Raw genomic sequence first — 20837 nt, forward strand, 5'->3', positions numbered from 1 at the left:
ATATAAGAATAGGACGATTATATATCAATATTGTACGCAATCGGCGAATAATCCTTTTCTATTGATTATGTGGCTTATTTAAAAGCGGCAGGACAGCTGTAATGATAAAACCAGTATTCTGGACATCCTTATGGAATGTCCAGAATACTGGTGATGATTTGTACCTGCCGGGGAGTAAACGTTCGTGTACGCGGGTGATAACCTGTGGCAGTTAATAACTGAAGCAGTTCTTTATTTATTTTAATCCATTTGGTGAATATGCGTATGGCGCAACGGGGTGTAATGTTCGGATTGTACATACAAGCCAATTCCTTTTTCTTATAAGTTTTAATGCGAAACGGAATTTCTTCCTCTTCTGATGGCAATTCTTTCATGTTGATATTTTAATGTTTTAAGATGTGGTAAAGATACAAAATAAAAAAGGCGTTGTCAAGTCTTTTACAGGAATACTTTGGGAAACAGTATCCGCCCGTAGGCGGGTACTGTTTTTCTGCTTTTAAAGGCTGATGATTAATCTTATGCTGCCGGGTCCGGTGCTTCTCCTTTGCCGTCATCCGGGTTTGGATTCGGGTTGGGGTCCGGTTGTTCCGGGCTGATGGAACCATCATCGGAAGCTACCGCTTTTTGAACACTGACTTTACTTAGCATCTCTTTGAATTTGTAGCCCGGAGTGAAAATGATTTTCACTCTGCGTATTGTATCGCTATCTACCTCTTTTTCAGTATCCTGACTTTCGCAATTCATGCCAGGACGGAAGCATCCGAAATCTCCTAATTGAACAGAGATGCCTTTTCTAAGGTTGAGATTTAATGTATCGATCAAAGCATCGAGTACAAATTTTACCGCTCCACTGGGGACCATTCCGACTTTGGTGATTTCCTCGCACAAATCTCTGAAATCCACCGTATTGGTGATTACATTTTGTGCTACATACTTTTCAGCTTTAGTTTTATCAAAGCCGAATGTTCTTTTTTTAATGACGTATCTAAGTGCCATAATTTTTTGTTTTTTAAATTAGTTACTTTATTTATCAATTCTCTTTGTGATCACGATGCAAAGATACTATGGGCACTTTCCGGGGAGGTGCTTTAACGGTCCTAGATGTACGTACTTTGATTCACTTTTATTTATTTTGTTTGTATGCTTCTGATTTATAGGTTCTTATATCTTCTGCTTTAATAGCCATTTCCAAATAGGGAGTATTTCAATCAGTTTCACGATACTCAAATGTTCTTGATAATCATAAAATATGCCGAAAAACGATGAACGTTGTAAGAATAAACACTATATTTGTACATATTACACTAAGATAATAGAGGTATAGTATGCTACATTCAAGCCAATCAGCCCCCATTGTTGATGGCAAAGTCATGGAGTTTGTGATTTTTGCCATTGAGAGTGCCGCCCAGAAGTTGGGTATTCCGGCTCCTACTCTTTATAACCGTTTGGAAAAACTGAATCTTATCCGTCAATACCTGATAAGTGGATATGACATGCTTCACACCCAGAGTCGTGAGTACATAGCCGATACGTTGGTAGAAGCTCTTGAAAACTGGGAAGCCTACTATAAAGAAAAAGGAGAATTTGTATGAAAGTCTATCATGGTAGTACGCAGGCCGTAGAATATCCTTTGGTCGGTGTCGGACGCGAAAACCTCGACTTTGGTAAAGGATTCTATGTAACAGATATCTATGCCCAGGCTGAACGTTGGGGAGCTGTCATGGCATTACGCCATCCAGGTAGCACATCTGTAGTAAACATATACGAGCTTGATGTTGAAAGGATAACTTCATCCGGATACAAATGGCTTCACTTTGACGGGTATAACAATGACTGGTTGGAATTTATTGTCAGTAGCCGTTTAGGAAAACAGCCATGGTTGGAGTACGACATTGTGGAAGGCGGTATTGCTAATGATCGGGTTTTCGACACAATAGAAAATTTTATGGAAAACCAGATTACTAAAGAAGTAGCTTTAGGACGTTTGCGTTTTGAGCAGCCCAACAATCAGTTATGCATTCTCAATCAACGTCTTATTGACGAGTGTCTCTCTTTCAAAGAATATATAACAATAAAATAAACTACGTTTATGATAGATGTATTAGTATGGAATAAATACACTCGTGTGGTGATGCAATTAGCGGAGCGTTTGAATATTTCTCCCGAAAAAGCATTGTACTTGTTCTATAACAGTAAGGTATACGCATTGCTTCTTAATAAACAATACCCGCTTATAACATTGAGTGATGCCTACATCACTGATGAAATCATACTTGAGTTACAACAGCAATAATCCTGTTGTAACTCTTAATTCTACTTGTTCCAAGAGTTTATACCTTTATATATACAGTCAACTTTCCAACCCCTTCTTTCCGTATTATTCCGTCAGTGATAAAGGAATTTAATTCTTCAATAGCCACTTTTTTATTTCGTCCTGTCAGATGGCTATAATCTGTCCGGCTGATGAATAGGTGATTTTCCAAGTATGTGTTGAGGCGGTCGCGACACGTCTCACGGGAGATACTATTTTTCTTAGGGCGTGTGATAGATTCTCCTCGTTGCAGCCTCATTTTGTCGCCTACTTCTTTCTTGAATGGACGACTTGCGCGGAAATTAATATTTTTCATTTGGACAGACGCTGCCCGAATTTCTTTTTTATCTTTAACCGGCGGACATTGCAACGATGTAGAGAAGAATCCGAAGTTTCCCATTTCTACATTCCAGCCGTCGGCTAGTAAATCCCGTGCTTCATTGGCAAAGGCTTCCATGGCTCCTGCCAATAAACTTCTGCTGATACCGGTAAATTTGTGGACACGATCCAGAAACTCTTCTTTATCTACGGTTCCTTTGGAGACAATACGGGCATGTAGCGGTTGTTTCTCTTCTTTGTTTGGACTAGGAGTCTCAAATAAGTCATATATTGCACTCATATACTAATGTTTAGTGGTTTTATAGTTACTGTTAATTCGTTCTACAACTGTTGACTTTTAGTTCCACAGTTGTTTCCCTTTAGTTCCACATCTGTTATTGTTTCGTTCCATATTTGTGGAACGAATTGATGTGTGCTACAAAAGTAGTTAGTTTATGTAAGAGAGAGGTGCTTTAATTGTAGAGTGGTTTCTTATATGAATAAGATAACTAATTGAAGCCTGTCTATTTATATACATACGCTTTAATTATACAATCATCATTTATTTTCTTTCCTAAACATTTATAACTCTCTCTTGTTATTTTCCGAAAAGTATTTGTACCTTTGTCATTGGAACGTAGCATGCCTTTGTGGTATGCGATTGTGCGTTTCCTCGGTGAACAGGAAATCGTAGCGGATTTTTTTTACTTACGCCGGGAGACGCCTGTACTTCTATGACTTCTCATAGGGTACGGGCTGTCTGCCCGTGTAAGTAAGGTAGCCGCTACTACCTCCTGTTTGCGGGATTGTGGCAGCTCCGTACTCTTTTATAATAAAAGGTACGGAACTAGTTGATATTATTAATCTAGTTCCGTTTTTTTTATGTCAAATTGGCTCACAACAAAACAGATGTCTGAAAGACGCGACATTCAAGAAGCTATTCTAAAGAATTGGGCAAATCTTGGATACATTACGAGTTCCCGAATCAACGATCAGTTGTTTTTGGATGATGAGAGTTTGGACGCTTATCTGGAAGCTCACAAAAGACTTGGTTTAGAAGCGGATTACCTTTCCAAAATCGTAGAAGAAAAGAAACTGGAACGGGACTTTATCATTTCCAAATATGATGATTTACTATATGTATTGAGAACACAGAAGACTTGTAAACCGCTATATGAAATAATCATTCGTGAACTGGCAGCATTGATTCTTCACCCTGTTGCCCGCAATGTTTTCTATTCTATTTCTACAGGAGAATCGGTAGCGAAAGTGGCTGGTCGGCATCAAATTACCTATGGGAAGACATTACAAATGTATAATTCTATACTTAAAGGGTTGAAATTGAAGAAAGATATATTGGCTACTTATCGAAAGCGTGCTATCAATGCTCGTTTTTTATCTTTGGCAGACAATAATAAGAATATAAATGTTGGGCAGGAGGAGTGGATACTTCAATTGCCTGTTTGTAAAGTAGCTGATACCCGGTTGGCTAATATCTTGTATAATCAAGATGTTCGAACGGTAAAGGACTTATTGGAAATCGTATCGGGAAGAGGTTGGAAAAGTCTGTTGAGAATAGAAGGAGTAGGAAAAACTTCCTACTATCATTTATTATCCAAACTTCAGATGATAGGTGTTGTGGATGAAAGTCTGGATCGGATTCTTGCCGGATGCTCTAATGGTAAGTTCGATAATAAATGACGGGTAGGACATAATTATGGAAAGAGAGATGATATAAAGAGGTTATTTTAAAGGAAAGATAGAGATTTCAACTTCTAAAATAGCCTCCTTATATTATATATGTATGAACATACTGTCTATCTCTCTGCCTCTATTGTATAAGTAAAGCTATCTGCCCGGTAGTATCCGACGTTGTATTCAATAGGTACTCCGTTCACATCATAAACAAATCTTTTCCTTATTAATATAGGGTCATTGGATTTTATCTCCAGTTTCTCTGCAATAAATTCCCCTGCAAGTCTGGCTGAAATCTCCTCTTTGCTGGTTTTTACCACTATATTATATTGGGTTTCCAGCATTTCGTATAATGGGCGTGTATAATCTTCCTCTCCTGTCAGTGGAATATTGGGGTTGAAATAAGAGATGAAGTAAACAAACGGATATTCTTTTTTTCCTCTGACGCGCTCCATCACTACACAGCGAGTGTCGGGACTGGAACCTAAATCAAAGAATGTGCCGATTTCTTCAGTTGGACGCTTTAAACTGATATGCAGCTCGAAATTGCGAATCTCGATACCTAACATCTTCATTTCCTGTGAGAAACTAAGCCAGTTCTTTACTCCGCCTACGATACCTTTCTTTACTACCTTCGTTCCGTAACCTTTCTTGCGCACCAAAAGCCCCTCAAACACGAGTTTGTTGATAGCTTGTCTCAATGTGTTCCTTGAAATATGTAATTGTTCAGACAATTCTACCTCGTTGGGAAATAGCTTCCCGTTTTTGTACTCTTCAGATTCTATGAGTCTTCTTAGTATCTCTTCTGCCTGAATATGAAGCGGTTTATCACTATTATGATCTAATTTCATATCTATCCTGATTGGTTTATTTTCAGCAAATATAAGATTTATCAAAAAATAATCCAAGTTTTGTTTGGAATAAAAATAAAATCTATATATTTGCACAATTGAAAGTATGTATGAACATGTAAAATTTAAAAACGCTATAAACATGAGAAAAGCTAATTATGATAAATTTCCTTCTACGAAGCTGACAGGGATGCTTGTTCAGGGGTGGGATTCTATCATTTCTATGTTAAAAGAGAAAATGGATGCAAGAAAAGTGCTGGCTGTGGATTTATATACAGGAGTATATGAAGAAGAAGTGCTGGATGCTTTTTCAAAAGAATTCTCCGGAAGAGTGATGAATGTACGTGATTTGATGAAACCGGAAAAAGAAATTCAAACGTTGACAGAACGCTTCATGACTGAAGATGTATTATTCGGCTATGTCACCAACTTGAGGCTGGAAGATTATTTGGATGCGGACAAGGTGGCTGCTGCACGGAAGCAAATCAGTGAAGCGAAAGAAACCATTGTAATCATAGGTACGGGAGCTGCCGTTGTTGCTCCGCAGGATGCGATGGTGGTTTATGTGGATATGGCACGTTGGGAAATCCAACAACGTTTCCGTCGGCATGAGGTAAAAGCTTTAGGTATAGACAATCGGAACGATGCTGTTTCTTTGCAATACAAGAGAGGGTATTTCAACGATTGGAGAGTATGTGATAGGTATAAGGAAAGATTGTTTGACAGGGTAGAATTCTGGATTGACACCCATGTGGCCGGGACACCGAAGATGATTGATAAGGATACTTTCTTTAAAGGGGTAGAGGCAACGGTGAACACACCGTTCCGGGTAGTTCCTTTCTTCGATCCGGCTCCCTGGGGTGGTCAATGGATGAAAGAGGTTTGCGATCTGGATCGTGAACGCGAAAATTTCGGCTGGTGCTTTGACTGTGTACCTGAAGAGAACAGCCTTTATTTTGAAGTGAACGGAGTGCGCTTTGAACTGCCTTCGGTTGATTTGGTTTTGCTGAAAAGTAAAGAGTTGCTTGGTGAACCGGTGGAGGCACGCTTTGGAAAAGACTTCCCTATTCGTTTCGACTTTTTGGATACGATGGGCGGAGGTAATTTGAGTTTGCAGGTGCATCCTACTACTCAATTTATCCGTGACAGCTTCGGTATGTACTACACGCAGGATGAAAGTTACTACATGGTAGACGCGGAAGAAGATGCCGTAGTTTATCTGGGAGTGAAGACAGGAGTGGACAAAGAAGCGATGATCGGCGATTTGCGTAAAGCACAAAAAGGTGAACTGGTGTTTGACGCAGAAAAATACGTAAATAAGATTCCGACGAAGAAACACGATCACTTCCTGATCCCGGGAGGAACCGTTCATTGTTCCGGTGCCAACAGTATGGTGCTTGAAATCAGTTCGACTCCGAACCTCTTTACTTTCAAACTATGGGACTGGCAACGCTTGGGACTGGATGGAAAACCGCGTCCAATCAATGTGGAACGTGGTAAATGCGTTATCAACTGGAATCGCGATACGGAATATGTGAATGAACACCTTCGCAATCAGTTTAAGGAAGTTGCTTCCGGAGAAGGTTGGGTAGAAGAACGTACCGGACTGCATCCGAATGAATTTATCGAAACTCGTCGCCACCGTTTCTCATCACCGGTGTTGCATCACACAAACGATAGTGTAAATGTACTGAATCTGTTGGAGGGAGAAGAGGCCGTAGTTGAGAGTCCTATTCATGCTTTTGAACCTTTCGTGGTGCATTATGCCGAAACATTTATCATTCCTGCTTCTGTGGGTGAATATACAATAAAACCTTATGGAAAGTCCTGTAATAAGGAATGTGTCACTATCAAGGCGTATGTCAGATTTTAGTAGTTGAACTTTTTAAGCCTAAAATAGTATATGTATGAATATGATAAACGGGTCGTTTTGACCCTGGATGCAGGAGGAACAAATTTTGTGTTTTCTGCCATTCAAGGAAATAATGAAATGATAAGCCCAATAAGTCTTCCGGCAGTTTCTGATAATTTAGATGAATGTCTGGAAGTATTGGTAAAGGGATTTGATAGAGTAATAGCTGCTATATCAGTTCCTCCGGTAGCAATAAGTTTTGCTTTTCCGGGTCCTGCTGATTATAAGAATGGAATAATTGGTGATTTGCCCAATTTTCCTTCATTCAGAGGAGGTGTTGCATTAGGTCCTTTATTGAAGCATAAATACGGAATTCCGGTTTTTATAGAAAATGACGGAAATCTGTTTGCTTACGGTGAAGCCTTATCGGGTGCATTACCTATGATAAACAGAGAGTTATCTTTAGCTGGTTGCAGCAGGGAATATAAAAATTTGATTGGTATAACATTGGGAACGGGATTCGGCGCAGGAGTTGTTATAGATAAAGTCTTATTGACCGGAGATAATGGTTGTGGAGGGGATATCTGGCTTATGAGAAATAAGAAATATCCAGATATGCTTGCCGAAGAAAGTGTTAGTATACGCGCTGTGAAAAGAGTGTATGGCGACTTGTCCGGACAAAACTCTGCCTCATTGAGTCCAAAGGATATTTATGACATTGCTGAAGGTATAAAGGAAGGCAACCGTCATGCAGCAATCACAAGTTTTAATGAACTTGGCATGATGGCAGGTGCTGCTGTCGCTTCGATGCTGAATGTTGTGGATGGCCTGGTGGTTATAGGTGGTGGGGTTGCAGGCGCATCAAAGTATATATTGCCTGCTCTGATAACAGAACTTAGAACACAACTGACTACTTTTTCGGGAAATAAGTTTCCATGTGTTTCCATGGAGGTATATAATGGAGAAGATGAATCGGAAAGAGCTCGCTTTTTGAGTTTATCTGATAGTCAGGTTGTCATTCCAGGTACTCGTTTGACTACTACCTATCATCAATTAAAACAGACCTTGGTACTGTGTAGTAAAGAAGGTGCCAGCCGCTCTATTATGCGAGGTGCTTATGCCTATGCGCTACAAAAAATAGACTTAACGTAATATTCGTAAACTAAATATCATATGAAAACACTTAAAAAAATCATTTTCATTTCTATTGTGTTAGGAATGATATCATCATTAATTATTTCGTGTAAAAATGATGATAAGGGACAGACAGGGTTACTGACCTTAAGTACTTTGGAGGGGAAAATTAAGATTGGGGATTATGTTTCTGTAGAACTGTCACTGCCTCATCCTGATTTGATTTCGAAAATTGTGGTTAAAAAAAGTATCGAAGGAAAAGAAGTCAGTTCCTATTTAAAGGAATTGAATGTGAGGGAATTGAGCTTTCCATATACATTTACTGAGGAGATTATTGCCGGTGATGAAAATGGAATATTAGTGTACTCCTTTTATGGAATGGATGAGAATAACAGTGTGGTGGATGCCGCAGATCTGGTTTTAACAGTGGAGCTGGCGCAGATTCCGTTATTGCTAAAATATGACTGGGTATTGGCATCACAAACTATTAAAGGAGAAGATACAGCTACTCCTGACTTGAAAGATGATATACACCGGTTTAATTCAGACTTGACTTGGCAGGTTGATTGGGGATTCATATTCTCAAGTGCCGCTTTGGAAACGTTAAATTCCTATTGTGCATGGAAGGTTACTATGGACGGAGCTACTGTCAAGACTTTATCTACCATTCACTATAATGTGTTTTCACCGTCCCAAGCTTTGATGACTCATTATAATGTATTACAGTTGTCGGATCGTAAAATGATATTGGAAAGTTATCAAGACCTTTCAGGACTAGGGGATGGCTATTCTTCAAATGAAAGAGTGTTGGAAGTTTATACGCCAGTATCCAAAACTGAAGATTTTACTCCTTATCGGGGACAAAATCCGGATAACTATATTGTAGCGTCTTGTAATCCGGGATCTTATTAATAAACAATCTAATCATAAAAACACATGAATAATTTATTTAGGAGCATAACTTTATTGTTGTTGATGTTTATTCTGGGAAGTGTTAGTGCACAGAATAAAAGTTTGAACGTCAAGGGTACAGTTCGTGATGCAATGGGTGACCCCATTATCGGAGCTACTATTTTACAGCAAGGTTCAACTTATGGAACCATTTCTAATAAGGATGGAGAATTTTCATTATCTGTTCCCGACAAATCAGTACTTGAGATTTCTTTTGTGGGATACCAAACAAAGATCGTTAAAGTTACCGCACAAAAGAGAGAATTTCACATAGTGCTGGAAGATGATATGCAAGTATTGGCTGATGTGGTAGTGGTAGGATATGGTGTGCAGAAGAAAAGTGATCTGACTTCGTCAATTTCCACTATCAAGTCAGAACAATTGTCTTCCACTTCGATAACTTCTTTGGACCAGGGTATTCAGGGAAGAGCAGCCGGTGTAGCTGTTTTGAACACTTCGGGGCAGCCCGGTGCCGGAACTTCTATTCGAATCAGAGGTACCAGTTCTATTAATGGAAATAATGAACCTTTGTATGTGATTGATGGTGTTCCTGTGATTAGTGATGCAAATACATTCAGCACCGGGACTTTAAAGAATCCGGCTCTTAATCCTTTGACTAATATCAATCCCAATGATATTGAATCCATTGAAATTTTGAAAGATGCTTCTGCAACTTCCATATATGGTGCCCGTGGAGCGAATGGGGTTGTGCTGGTCACTACCAAACAAGGTAAAAATGGAAAGCCTAAAGTCTCTATCGGAGCTAAATACACATTGCAGCAGGTAACTAAAAAAATGGATATGCTGAATGCAGTCCAATTGGCCGAATTAGGAAATGAAGCAACGGACAATGCTGGTGAAGAAAGAAATCCCGTTTTTGCTGGGTTAAATAATCTGTCCAAACTGAATACGAACTGGCAAGATGAGATATTCCGCACAGCACCTATGCAGAACTATGATATTTCAGTATCAGGTGGTAATGATAAAACGACTTATTTTGTTTCCGGTAATTTACTGTTGCAAGATGGTATAATTATTGGTTCAGATTTCGGAAAAGGAAGTTTCCGCATTAACTTGGGGCAGCAAATAAATAAATGGCTAAAGACTGGCGTATCTGTGAATCTGAGTTATAGCCGTTCAAATGGTGTAGTAACAAACTCGGAAGGAGGATTTGCTTCTTCTATCACTTCTTGGGCATTGGAGATGAATCCGGCTCTTCCCGTGAGAAATGAATCCGGAGATTATATTTATGAAAACAATCTGACGACAACTAATAATGTGGGTAATCCTGTACAAGATGCCTATGAAGCGAAAAATAGAAATACTTCATTCCGGACATTGGCTAATGCTTATTTAGAATGGGTTCCAATTAAAAATCTAACCTTTAAGACTAGTATCGGTGTTGACTATTTCTATATAAAGGATCAGGCTTTTGCTCCCGGGGAGATTAAACGTGCAGAATCGAATGGTGGCTATGCCAGCATAGGAAATCGTGACGGTTACAACTGGGTATGGGAGAATACCGTCAACTATACAAACACTTTTGAGAAGCATACGATTAGCGCTTTGGCCGGTATGACGGCGCAAGCTTTTGTCTCGGAAAATTCGGCAGTTTCAACAGCTGATTTTACAGACGGATTTTTAGGATTCAACTCAATACAATCAGGAGCATTGCGTCAAGCTGCAAGTTCGGGTATCTCCGAATGGCAGATGTTATCTTATCTGGCTCGTGTGAATTATAATTACGGTGGTCGTTATTTAATGAGTCTGACCGGTCGTATTGACGGATCTTCAAAATTTGGTAAGGGAAATAAATATGGCTTTTTCCCTTCAATCTCGGGTGCATGGAGAATTTCAGAAGAGAATTTCATGAAGCAGGCACAAGCCATTTCAAATATGAAGTTGAGAGTAAGTTATGGTATTGTGGGCAATGAAGGAATTCCTCCATATAGTTCGCAAGGTTTAATGTATAACACGGAAGCTTATTTTGGCAATAGTGAAGTGGCAACCGGCGTGGTGCCTTATACATTGAGTAATCAAGACTTGAAGTGGGAAACAACTTCGCAGGTGAATCTTGGTTTTGACTTGGGTTTATTTAATAATCGTCTTACCTTAACTGCGGACTATTACCGAAAAAATACGCGCGACTTGCTGCTTGCTATGCCTGTGTCGTTTAATACCGGTTATGATACAGCCGTAAAGAATGTTGGCAGTCTGCGTAATGAGGGTTTTGAATTTGCTTTGGGTGCAGTACCTTTTGCCGGTAAATTCGGCTGGGATATGAATTTTACTCTCGGTTACAATAAGAATGAAATTACAGATTTAGCTGGAAGCCAGGAAAATCTTTCGGGGACATCTATTTTGGGAGTAACCTATTGGACTAAAATAAATGAGGGTAAGCCTATCGGTACAATTTATGGATATAAAACTGATGGAATAGCACAATTGAGCGAAGACTTGTCTAAAATTCCATATTTCTCTGGAAAAACCTTGAAACATGGTGATCGTAAATATGTCAATAAGAATGGTGATAATGTGATTAATGAGGACGATTTATATGAGTTGGGAAATGCTAATCCGGATTTTACTTTCGGATTCAATAATACCTTTACTTATAACCTGCGCGATCATTCATCCATTGGGCTGACAGTCTATTTGCAAGGTGCGGTAGGTAATGAGATTGTGAACTTCAATAAGTTTTCATTGGAAAGTTTTGACGGACATAAAAATAATTCTGTGGCAGCATTGGAAAGATGGACTCCTGAGAATCCTACTAATAAATATCCTCGTGCCACGACTAAATCATCTGGTACTATTTTGTCCGATCATTATGTGGAAGACGGTTCATATCTCAGAATAAAAGATATCACGTTAAGTTATACTTTCCCCAAAAGCATCCTTCAGAAATTTTATTGTGAGGGACTTACAATCTTTGCCGGATTAAAGAATATTTATACGTTCACCAATTATTCCGGATATGATCCTGAGGTAAGTCGTTTTTCTAACGACAATCTTTCAATGGGAGCTGATTATGGTTCTTATCCGATGTCTAAATCGTATGAGTTTGGTTTAAGAATGAATTTTTAAAAAAGAATAGATTATGAAAAAATACATATTAAGCATTTTATTGAGTGGAGCATTCATGTTCACTGCTTGTTCGGATTTCCTCGACGAAGTGCCTAAAGGGAATATTACAAGTGAAGGATATTATAAAACAGCTCAGCATGCTATATCCGCCACCAATGCTATTTATGATTATTTGATTATCGGATATGCTCCGAATGGGTTATGGGATAAAAACTATGGTGGTACTTTCTACAATGATTATTGGGTTCTTCAGGATATGTTTGCTGATAATTCGGAAACTAATCAGACCAGCATTGACTACCAATCGGTGGAAAATATGCAAATAGACCAATATAATCAGCCTGTAGAATTGCTGTGGAGAGATTTTTATCAAACGATAAAATGTTGTAATGTCGTGATTGATAAAGTTCCATCTATTGATATGGATGTGACTTTAAGAAATCAGTTGGTGGCCGAAGCAAAATTCTTTAGAGCAATGATGTATTTTGATTTGATCCGGATGTTTGGTGATGTTCCTTTACGCGAACATAATGTTGAAAGTGCAGAGGAAGATGCAACTAGCCGGACCTCCAAAGAGACAATTTATGAATTGATCTTTTCGGATCTTAAGACTGCTGAAACCGATTTGAAGTACACTGAACGCTTTGGCGGAGGAAGACCTTATCCTGCATCTGCATCAGCTTTGTTAGCCAGGGTTTATCTAACTTATGCAGCAGAACATCATAGTCAGGAGCATTACCAGCTTGCTGTAGACAAGGCTAAATCTGTCATCCCGAATTTCCCTATGCTTGAAAACTACGGTGATTTATTTAAAGTGGCCAATCGTTTTAATACGGAAATAATCTGGGGAGTAAACTTTAGCGCAACGTTGAGTGAAGGTTGGAAAGGTGCACAGTTTTTGGTACGTTTATTGCCTGCCCTTGACGGAGTAAGCAATGCCCAAGGATGGGAAAATGCTACCGAAGATTTATGGAATAGCTTTGACCAGCAGAATGACCAGCGCCTGGATGTTACTTTGAAGAGAAGTTTTACTTATAGTGATGGTAGCATTAAGGATTTCGATAAGCCCTATGTTTTTAAGTATTGGGATAGTCAAGCCGAACCTAAAGGGAATAATACAGAGGCTATATTTCCGGCAATTCGTACAGCAGAGATGTATTTGATTATAGCCGAAGCTTTGAATGAAATAAATCAAGGAGCTAATGAGGAGGCGGTAATCGCAATTAATGCTGTAAGGAACCGTGCCGGACTGACCACGGCTGTACCTACTGACTATAAGGGATTTAAGAAGGCCGTATTGAATGAGTATCGTCATGAATTTGTGATGGAAGGACATCGTTGGTTTGATTTGACCAGGATGTGTACACCGCAAGAATTTGTGTCTATCATAAAGGCTGCCAAACCGGAATCTACTCCTAAAGAATACCATGTGAAATTTCCTATTCCTCAAAGAGAAATAGACCTGTCACAAAACATGATTACGCAGAATGAAGGCTATGGACAATAACCAAAAAGATAGAATTATGAATAAGTTTATCTATTTGTTGGCCTGTACATTATTTGTATCTTGCCAAAACAACAATAAGTCATCTGTAACACAGATGGAAGTCGAACTGGATTCAATGTGGTGTACACGGTTGATGCCTGGACTTGGCAGTGGAGTGACAGGAGGTGACGGTGCTATATCAATAGACTTGAAGGATGGACGGAATCTTTTTATGTGGGGTGACTCGTTTTTTGGAGATGTTGTCGATGATAAAAGGAGTAAAGACTCTAAATTTGTGATGGGTAACACTTTTACGATTATCAATGAGAAAGGAGAACTGGAGACCTTGTATAGTGGTGATTTGAAGAATCCTTCTGCATATATACTGGCAGAGCAGGATGGGGATTCACCCCGTTGGTATTGGCCTGGAGATGGATTTGTGAAAGATGGTATTCTTCATTTGTTCATGTCCAAGTTCAGGAAAGTGGGTGAGGGATCTTTTGGTTTTGAATATATGTGTTGTGACTATTTTCGTCTGGATGTGAAAACCATGAAGATCATTGATAAGATGAATATCCCTGCTGCCAATCAGAATGGTGTACACTATGGACATGCAGTGATGCCTTATCAAAATGCAATCTACATTTACGGAACAAAGTCGGACTCGACAGGAGCAAAGGCAGTTGTTCATGTGGCGAAGGCTGAATTGGTTGATAATAAGCTGGCGAACTTTGTGTATTGGGATGGGGCTAGCTGGCAGGCGGATGCTACTAAAACAGCGAAACTTGAAGGACTTCAGAAAAATATCTCTGAGCAATTCAATGTATTTAGTCTAAATGAAAAAATTGTGTTGGTTTCCCAAAATCGTTCGGGAAATGCCAAAGAAATTTATTCCTATATTGCCGACAGCCCTGAAGGTGCATTTAGTCATGAGAAATTGCTCTATACGGTCGATGAACCTAATTTTGAAAAAGACAGTATGATGACTTATAATACAATGGTACATCCTCAATACATGAAAAATGATAAAATATTGATGTGTTATAACGTTAATACCTATGATTTGAAGAAGGTATTTGAGAAGGCATCATTGTACCAGCCTCGTTTCTTCTGGGTACCCGTAGATCATATATTAAAGTGATAGTTATGGTAAAGAATAACTCTTATTTGAAAGCCATTCCCGTGCTTGCCGCTTTTTTTGTTATGGGATTCTGTGATATAGTCGGTATTTCATCCGACTATATGCAGAAGAGCTTTAATTGGTCTCCAACTATGACAGGTTTTGTTCCTTCAATGGTATTTATCTGGTTTCTATTTTTAGGGATTCCTGTTGGTAACAGAATGAGTAAATACGGACGGAAAAATACAGTACTCGCCAGTATGGCGGTAACAGTTGTTGGGATGTTTTTGCCATTGTTGGTCTACAGTAGTGTAACATGTGTTATTGCGTATGTTTTGCTAGGTATAGGGAACGCCATATTACAGATCTCTTTAAATCCGTTATTGAATAATGTTATTTCCAGCCCTCGGCTATTGACTAGCAGTCTGACGGCCGGACAGGTTATCAAGGCTGTCTCTTCGTTGGTAGGTCCTGAAATTGTATTATTTGCTACCCTGCATTTTGGTGATGATAAATGGTATTATTGTTTCCCCATTTTAGGCGCTATTACATTATTCTTTGCTTTATGGTTGACGTTTACTCCCATTCGGAGAGAGCAGGTGGAAGAGAGTAAAGTATCTGTTTCTGATTCTTTCAACCTGCTGAAAAATAGAACCATACTCATTCTTTTTTGGGGAATATTCTTTATTGTAGGTGTGGATGTCGCTACAAATTATGTCAGTTCAAAATTAATGAGCATCCGGTATGATTGGACTGCGGAACAAGTGAAGTTTGCTCCACAAGTATATTTCTTTAGTAGAACGGTTGGTGCTCTTCTCGGTGCTTTCTTGCTGACCCGCATTGCAGGTGCCCGCTATTTCAAAGTCAATATTCTGGCATGTATCATGATGCTTGTATTATTGATTAGTGTTCAGAATCCCGCTGTTAGTCTATTATGTATTGGCGGAATTGGCTTTTTTGCTTCGTCTGTATTTTCTATTATTTACTCGATGGCATTTCAAGAGTGTCCCACAAAAATGAATCAGATTTCCGGGTTAATGCTGACGGCTGTAGCCGGAGGGGGAGTGGTAACTCCTGTTATTGGGTTTGCAATAGATAACGCCGGAATTACGGCTGGAGTTATTGTCATTTTACTTTGTGTGTTGTATCTCACCTATTGTGCTTTTGCGGTAGGAGAACGGAAATGTGGAGAGCAGACATATAATAAATAAAAATATAATGATGAATCAAAACATAATAAAAGGATTGCTAGTAGCTGCTATATGGTGCAGCAATATTCTTGTACTTCAGGCAGCACAAGATAATATAGCCCCACGGGCGCATGTCACGGTATCTAATGTGTTGAATGAGAATTATGCTGCCGACAACCTGGTTGACGGTAAAATAATGTATGATGATAAGGGCGAGTGGGCTTGCAAGGGAAGTGTTACATCGTGGGGAGTCATGTATACCCCGTGGGCACAGTTGGAATGGGATGAAGAAGTGTGTGTGGATCGAGTGGTGCTGTATGACCGGGTATCTCTTGCTGAACACCTTGCCGGTGGAACTCTTCATTTCAGTGATGGATCTCAGCTTAGTGTAACAGCTATTCCCAATGATGGAAGCCCGAAAAGTATCTCTTTCCCTAAGAAAAAGGTGAAATGGATTCGTTTTGAGGCAACAGATGGGAATGGAAAGAATTTGGGGTTGTCTGAAATCGAAGTTTTTGCCGCACATGGTAATCAAACTGACTATGTAGAGTGGGTTGACCCTTATATTGAAACTACCCGGGGACGGTGGTTTTTCTGTACTCCGGGCGGACGTCCCTTTGGTATGGTGGCTGCTCATGCTTTCACCCGCAATAAAAATCAGGGAGGTGGCGGATATAATTATAATTTTCCGGATATCTTAGGATTCTCTCAAATAAATGAATGGATGATTTCCGGTCCGAACATTATGCCGGTTGTAGGGGAAATAAATCCTACTGAAGGTATGGCAGGATGGAAATCACCTTTTAAACATGAAAGTGAAATAATTCAGCCAGGCTATCATCGTCTGTATTTGGACCGGTATAAGACTTGGGTGGAGTATACGGCAACAGAGCGGGCTACATTCTACCGTTTGAATTATACCGAAAATGTAAATGCCAAATTATTGGTGGATGTAGGTAGTGTTTTAGGGAATTGCTCTATGGATAAAGCTACCTTACTGCGTGTCAGCAATACACGTGTTGTAGGAGAATTTTTCACGACAGAACGCTTTTGGGGTGGTCCTGACAGCATAAAAATAAGCTTTGTACTAGATTGTAACCGTCCCATAAAAAGCATTGACGGATGGAATGAGAAAGGTGTCTTGCCCGATGTTGAGGCTATTGCGGGGAATGCTGCCGGTATGGTTTTGAACTTTGGACAATTGAATGCTGAAGAGTTGCTTTTTAAAATGGCATTCTCATATACAAGCGTAGACAATGCAATAGCCAATATGGATGCGGAACTGAACCATTGGGATTTTGACAAGGTATGTAAAGAAACCCGTTCTGTCTGGAATGAGGCTTTAGGACGTATAGCTGTTGAAGGTGGTACGGATGCTCAACGCATCAAATTCTACACTGACCTTTGGCATGTATTGCTAGGGCGACATAAAATAAATGATGTGAATGGCTATTATCCGGATTATGCCGGAAATAAATACGTCAATAAACGTACGTCTGAACCTATGAAGGTACGTCGTCTTCCACTTACGGCGGATGGAAAACCTAAGTTTAATATGTATGGCTTTGACGGGCTTTGGTTGACACACTGGAATTTAAACGTATTATGGGGTCTGGCATGGCCCGAAGTCATGGATGATTTATCTGCTTGTTTAGTTCAGTATGCTGATAATGGTAAGCTGTTGCCTCGTGGGGCATGTTCGGGTGGATATTCATTTATTATGAGCGGTTGTCCGGCTACCAGCTTGCTGGTAAGTACATATATGAAAGGAATTATGAAAAAAGCCGATCCTTTGCATACATTTGATGTCATAAAACGTAATCATATGCCTGGCGGAATGATGAGCTATGAGAGTGCTGATGATTTAAAGTTTTATATCAGTCATGGTTATTGTCCGGACAATGCAAGTAAAACTCTGGAATGGGCATTTCAAGATTGGGGAGCAAGCCGGATGGCTGCAAGGTTGGGAAAACACTCGGATGCACGTATGTTTGAAAAACGCTCACGAGCATGGACTCCTTTATTCAATGCGGAACTGGGCTTGGTATTTCCGAAAAAGAGAAATGGTGAATGGCTGCATCAGGATGCATTGAGTGGAAACGGTTGGGTGGAAGCGAATTCCTGGCAGGCCACATGGTCTTTGTCTCATGAACTGCCTAAGCTGGTAAAGATGATGGGAGGAGCAGATAAGTTTTGCGAGAAATTAAATTTCGCATTTGAGCAGGCAAGAGATTTAGATTTTGTTTATGCTTACAGTGGAGGATACGTAAGTTATGCTAATCAGCCCGGATGTTCTAATGCACACATCTTTGCTTATGGTGGAAAACCTTGGTTGACACAATATTGGGTACGTCAGGTAAAAGAACGTGCGTATGGAGGAATTACTCCAGATAAAGGGTACGGTGGTCATGATGAAGATGAAGGTCAAATGGGAGGGGTCAGTGCATTGATGGCACTTGGACTATTTAGTGTAACAGGTACGGAATCTGATACTCCATACTACGATATTACTTCACCTATTTTTGATAAGATCACAATCAAACTGAATGGGGATTATTATGAAGGAAGTACATTTACTATAACTACCCACAATAATTCTGCTGAAAATTGTTATATCCAACGTGCGCAATTGAACGGTATGGAATGGAATTATGCACAATTTAATCATGCAGACTTTACGAAAGGAGGAAAGCTTGAGCTATGGTTAGGCAATGAACCCAATAAATCGTGGGGAAAACTTAAATATTTGGCTCCGGACTCAGATTTATAATTGAAATAAAACAGTTGTTATTTCTCTATTAAGTGATTGGAATAATGCCGAGTAGTGGTTCTGTTATAACTAATCATGTTGACAGAACCACTTCTTTTAGAGGCGTCTATTAAAGAGAAGAAGATGCTATCTTCGCCCGAATCCTACTTAGCGACTGCGGAGTTATCCACAAGTAAGACGCAATATGTTTTAAAGGTACATATTGCAATAATTCCGGAGTCTCTTTGATAAGGTTGAGATAGCGTTCTTTAGCCCGTGGGCTTCCCGAGCTGATAAGCCAGTTCTCCTGTTGAAGAAACTGATGATCCATGAGGCGGAGCCCCAAATTAGCGAGTCCGATGGATGAGGCGAATAGCTGATTCAGAGCTGTTCGGGAAATACAATAGGCCACACTGTCACACATGACCTCAATATTTATTAATGAGTAGGCATTATCTACATAGCCCCAGACGGAGAAAGCAGCTTCTCCGTCTGAAGCAAACCAGATGGTAGTATCCACTCCGTCTTTATGATAATAGGCTCGCCATATTCCTGTCTTGATAAAATAAAGATTACAGTTCTTTGTCCCCTCGCGTACTATTAAATCTCTCTTTTTGAAATGTACCTCTTCCATACAGTTCAGTAGAGACTGTACATCGGTTTCTGATACCTTGTATCTATCGCAAAGTTTTTCAATGAATGTTCTCATATTGCAAAGATACTTATCGTCGGCAGACAATGAAACGATCTTTCAAATAAATTCCGAAAATATAGAAAGTGGTTAATAACTCTGCCAATGGTACGGCTAGCCAGATACCCGGTATACCCAATACCGGAGGGAGCGCAAAGAATCCGATCAACATAAATACGACTCCCCGGAGAAGAGTGATAATTGTTGCCCGCTGACCTCTTTCGACACTCTGATAATAACCAATGCCAATCATGTTGACGGCAAAGAAAATGAATCCTACTCCGAAATAAGGAAGCCCGTTTACTGCTATATCAAATGCAGCGTAGCTGCGGTCAATGAATAACGAAACAATGTCCTGACAGCATAGTGCGGTAAGAATGAAAAAGCTGATACCGCAGATTAAAGCAGTCCGAATGGCGAGATGCAGTGTCTTTCGTACACGTTCGGGCTGTCCGGCTCCGAAGTTGTAGCTGATAATCGGCTGTGCGGATTGTGCAATGGCATTATAGACCATGAAGATGATAGGGAAGAAGTAACAGGCAATACTGAATGCTGCCACTCCGTCTTCACCGAGATGGCGGATGAAAACGTAGTTCCCCAGAAACATCATACAGGCAATGGAGGCTTCACTGATAAAAGCAGAACTTCCCAGTTTAATCATATAACCGATGTTGCGAAGAGTCAGTAACAGACTTTTGATACTTAACTTTATCCGGCATAGATGGAGGGTACGAGAGAAACGGAGTAAGTAAATCAGTGTCATCAACCCTCCCACGACAGTTCCCAGACTGGTGGCAAAAGCTGCTCCCATTATTCCCCAACCAAGTTCGAAGATGAATATATAATCCAGTATGATATTGAGTATGGCTGCAACCGCATTACACATCATGGCATAGGTGGGTGAACCGTCCAGACGGATGCAGAACATACCTATATTTAAGACTTCGTAGAATACGAGAAAAGGAATGTACCATGCCATATATTCTACAGCTAACGGCAACAATCGGTCCGAACTACCTAATAATCTGGCTAATGGCTCTATAAAATAAAGGCACAGAGCAGACAGGATAAGTATGAGCAATGCGGAAAAAGCAATTGCCTGAGTGATATTAATACTTGCTACTTTGCGTTTTCCCTGAGATAAATGAATGGAAGCCACCACCGAAGCTCCCACTCCGAACATCAGTCCGATACCCGCTGCGATCATAAAAAGCGGTGCAGTGATATTTACTGCCGCCAGCGCGTCACTGCCAATTCCTTTTCCTACAAATATCCCGTCCGTAATAACGAACAGAGCCGAGAATACCATCCCAAGTACCGTAGGAATTAGTAACTTACGGAACAACGTGGAGATGTTCATACTGCCGAAATCAATACTATCTTTCATAACTTTCTACCTTTG

The 20837-nt window shown here is 40.0% G+C and carries 18 protein-coding genes; 12 read left to right on the plus strand and 6 right to left on the minus strand.

Annotated features, from left to right (window positions below; translation table 11 throughout):
- Positions 1-128: 128 nt before the first annotated feature.
- A complete protein-coding gene (locus tag HMPREF9009_RS10435) occupies positions 129-374 on the minus strand; it encodes a DUF4248 domain-containing protein (protein ID WP_004313513.1) in 246 nt (81 codons plus the stop codon).
- Between the two features lie 142 nt (positions 375-516).
- Entirely contained in the window at positions 517-996 is a 480-nt protein-coding gene (locus HMPREF9009_RS10440; protein WP_004313515.1) for an HU family DNA-binding protein, read from the minus strand.
- Positions 997-1325: 329 nt separating this feature from the next.
- On the opposite strand from HMPREF9009_RS10440, the gene HMPREF9009_RS10445 reads away from it, so the two are divergent.
- Genes HMPREF9009_RS10445 through HMPREF9009_RS10455 form a run of 3 tightly spaced genes read left to right on the plus strand, consistent with a single transcriptional unit; the run spans position 1326 to position 2293 of the window.
- Positions 1326-1592, plus strand: a complete 267-nt coding sequence (locus HMPREF9009_RS10445; RefSeq protein WP_049702080.1) for a DUF3791 domain-containing protein — start codon at positions 1326-1328, stop codon at positions 1590-1592.
- On the plus strand, positions 1589-2080 hold the full coding sequence (locus HMPREF9009_RS10450; RefSeq protein ID WP_049702081.1) for a DUF3990 domain-containing protein: 492 nt from the start codon (positions 1589-1591) through the stop codon (positions 2078-2080). The genes HMPREF9009_RS10445 and HMPREF9009_RS10450 overlap by 4 nt, the downstream gene beginning before the upstream one ends.
- 9 nt (positions 2081-2089) lie before the next feature.
- Entirely contained in the window at positions 2090-2293 is a 204-nt protein-coding gene (locus HMPREF9009_RS10455) for a DUF3791 domain-containing protein (RefSeq protein ID WP_049702082.1), read from the plus strand.
- 37 nt (positions 2294-2330) lie between these two features.
- On the opposite strand, the gene HMPREF9009_RS10460 is transcribed toward HMPREF9009_RS10455, so the two are convergent.
- Positions 2331-2930 (minus strand): HU family DNA-binding protein, encoded by a 600-nt coding sequence (locus tag HMPREF9009_RS10460; protein WP_015531404.1) that lies wholly within the window; start codon positions 2928-2930, stop codon positions 2331-2333.
- A 608-nt stretch (positions 2931-3538) separates the two neighbouring features.
- Here HMPREF9009_RS10460 and HMPREF9009_RS10465 point away from each other — a divergent pair.
- Entirely contained in the window at positions 3539-4330 is a 792-nt protein-coding gene (locus HMPREF9009_RS10465; protein WP_049702083.1) for a hypothetical protein, read from the plus strand.
- 116 nt (positions 4331-4446) lie between these two features.
- Here the strand turns inward: HMPREF9009_RS10465 and HMPREF9009_RS10470 are convergent, their stop codons facing one another.
- Positions 4447-5175 carry a GntR family transcriptional regulator gene (locus HMPREF9009_RS10470; protein WP_008024915.1) on the minus strand — a complete coding sequence of 243 codons (729 nt, stop codon included), beginning with the start codon at positions 5173-5175 and terminating at the stop codon, positions 4447-4449.
- A 142-nt stretch (positions 5176-5317) separates the two neighbouring features.
- Here HMPREF9009_RS10470 and HMPREF9009_RS10475 point away from each other — a divergent pair, with 142 nt between their 5' ends.
- From HMPREF9009_RS10475 to HMPREF9009_RS10510, 8 genes are read left to right on the plus strand one after another with little or no spacing between them, the layout of a single operon-like run.
- Positions 5318-7048: a class I mannose-6-phosphate isomerase gene (locus tag HMPREF9009_RS10475; protein WP_049702340.1), complete on the plus strand. Its 1731-nt coding sequence runs from the start codon at positions 5318-5320 to the stop codon at positions 7046-7048.
- A gap of 30 nt (positions 7049-7078) precedes the next feature.
- Complete coding sequence (locus HMPREF9009_RS10480; RefSeq protein WP_049702084.1) at positions 7079-8179, plus strand: ROK family protein; 1101 nt, start codon at positions 7079-7081, stop codon at positions 8177-8179.
- A gap of 21 nt (positions 8180-8200) precedes the next feature.
- Positions 8201-9073: a hypothetical protein gene (locus HMPREF9009_RS10485; RefSeq protein WP_049702085.1), complete on the plus strand. Its 873-nt coding sequence runs from the start codon at positions 8201-8203 to the stop codon at positions 9071-9073.
- Positions 9074-9097: 24 nt separating this feature from the next.
- Positions 9098-12199 (plus strand): SusC/RagA family TonB-linked outer membrane protein, encoded by a 3102-nt coding sequence (locus HMPREF9009_RS10490; RefSeq protein ID WP_049702086.1) that lies wholly within the window; start codon positions 9098-9100, stop codon positions 12197-12199.
- Between the two features lie 13 nt (positions 12200-12212).
- Entirely contained in the window at positions 12213-13706 is a 1494-nt protein-coding gene (locus tag HMPREF9009_RS10495; protein WP_008998877.1) for a RagB/SusD family nutrient uptake outer membrane protein, read from the plus strand.
- Positions 13707-13722: 16 nt separating this feature from the next.
- Positions 13723-14826, plus strand: coding sequence for a DUF4185 domain-containing protein (locus HMPREF9009_RS10500; protein WP_004312381.1), 1104 nt, complete (start codon positions 13723-13725; stop codon positions 14824-14826).
- A 5-nt stretch (positions 14827-14831) separates the two neighbouring features.
- The gene (locus HMPREF9009_RS10505; RefSeq protein ID WP_022199251.1) at positions 14832-16016 is read left to right on the plus strand and encodes an MFS transporter; all 1185 of its coding nucleotides are present in this window, start codon (positions 14832-14834) and stop codon (positions 16014-16016) included.
- 10 nt (positions 16017-16026) lie between these two features.
- Positions 16027-18765, plus strand: a complete 2739-nt coding sequence (locus tag HMPREF9009_RS10510; protein WP_008776271.1) for a GH92 family glycosyl hydrolase — start codon at positions 16027-16029, stop codon at positions 18763-18765.
- Between the two features lie 109 nt (positions 18766-18874).
- Here the strand turns inward: HMPREF9009_RS10510 and HMPREF9009_RS10515 are convergent, their stop codons facing one another.
- Together HMPREF9009_RS10515 and HMPREF9009_RS10520 are read right to left on the minus strand one after the other, a co-directional pair.
- A complete protein-coding gene (locus HMPREF9009_RS10515) occupies positions 18875-19453 on the minus strand; it encodes a Crp/Fnr family transcriptional regulator (protein ID WP_008998873.1) in 579 nt (192 codons plus the stop codon).
- 13 nt (positions 19454-19466) lie between these two features.
- A complete protein-coding gene (locus HMPREF9009_RS10520; RefSeq protein ID WP_049702087.1) occupies positions 19467-20822 on the minus strand; it encodes an MATE family efflux transporter in 1356 nt (451 codons plus the stop codon).
- Between the last annotated feature and the right edge of the window lie 15 nt (positions 20823-20837).

The sequence above is a fragment of the Bacteroides sp. 3_1_13 genome (genome assembly GCF_001185845.1).
In the GTDB taxonomy this organism is placed as follows: domain Bacteria; phylum Bacteroidota; class Bacteroidia; order Bacteroidales; family Bacteroidaceae; genus Bacteroides; species Bacteroides xylanisolvens.

Coding starts and splice junctions, on each gene's coding strand:
- HMPREF9009_RS10465 (WP_049702083.1), top strand. CDS start 3,539: ATGTCTGAAAGACGCGACATTCAAGAAGCTATTCTAAAGAATTGGGCA.
- HMPREF9009_RS10445 (WP_049702080.1), top strand. CDS start 1,326: ATGCTACATTCAAGCCAATCAGCCCCCATTGTTGATGGCAAAGTCATG.
- HMPREF9009_RS10520 (WP_049702087.1), bottom strand. CDS start 20,822: ATGAAAGATAGTATTGATTTCGGCAGTATGAACATCTCCACGTTGTTC.
- HMPREF9009_RS10480 (WP_049702084.1), top strand. CDS start 7,079: ATGTATGAATATGATAAACGGGTCGTTTTGACCCTGGATGCAGGAGGA.
- HMPREF9009_RS10440 (WP_004313515.1), bottom strand. CDS start 996: ATGGCACTTAGATACGTCATTAAAAAAAGAACATTCGGCTTTGATAAA.
- HMPREF9009_RS10485 (WP_049702085.1), top strand. CDS start 8,201: ATGAAAACACTTAAAAAAATCATTTTCATTTCTATTGTGTTAGGAATG.
- HMPREF9009_RS10455 (WP_049702082.1), top strand. CDS start 2,090: ATGATAGATGTATTAGTATGGAATAAATACACTCGTGTGGTGATGCAA.
- HMPREF9009_RS10500 (WP_004312381.1), top strand. CDS start 13,723: ATGAATAAGTTTATCTATTTGTTGGCCTGTACATTATTTGTATCTTGC.
- HMPREF9009_RS10460 (WP_015531404.1), bottom strand. CDS start 2,930: ATGAGTGCAATATATGACTTATTTGAGACTCCTAGTCCAAACAAAGAA.
- HMPREF9009_RS10495 (WP_008998877.1), top strand. CDS start 12,213: ATGAAAAAATACATATTAAGCATTTTATTGAGTGGAGCATTCATGTTC.
- HMPREF9009_RS10475 (WP_049702340.1), top strand. CDS start 5,318: ATGAGAAAAGCTAATTATGATAAATTTCCTTCTACGAAGCTGACAGGG.
- HMPREF9009_RS10490 (WP_049702086.1), top strand. CDS start 9,098: ATGAATAATTTATTTAGGAGCATAACTTTATTGTTGTTGATGTTTATT.
- HMPREF9009_RS10470 (WP_008024915.1), bottom strand. CDS start 5,175: ATGAAATTAGATCATAATAGTGATAAACCGCTTCATATTCAGGCAGAA.
- HMPREF9009_RS10510 (WP_008776271.1), top strand. CDS start 16,027: ATGAATCAAAACATAATAAAAGGATTGCTAGTAGCTGCTATATGGTGC.
- HMPREF9009_RS10515 (WP_008998873.1), bottom strand. CDS start 19,453: ATGAGAACATTCATTGAAAAACTTTGCGATAGATACAAGGTATCAGAA.
- HMPREF9009_RS10450 (WP_049702081.1), top strand. CDS start 1,589: ATGAAAGTCTATCATGGTAGTACGCAGGCCGTAGAATATCCTTTGGTC.
- HMPREF9009_RS10435 (WP_004313513.1), bottom strand. CDS start 374: ATGAAAGAATTGCCATCAGAAGAGGAAGAAATTCCGTTTCGCATTAAA.
- HMPREF9009_RS10505 (WP_022199251.1), top strand. CDS start 14,832: ATGGTAAAGAATAACTCTTATTTGAAAGCCATTCCCGTGCTTGCCGCT.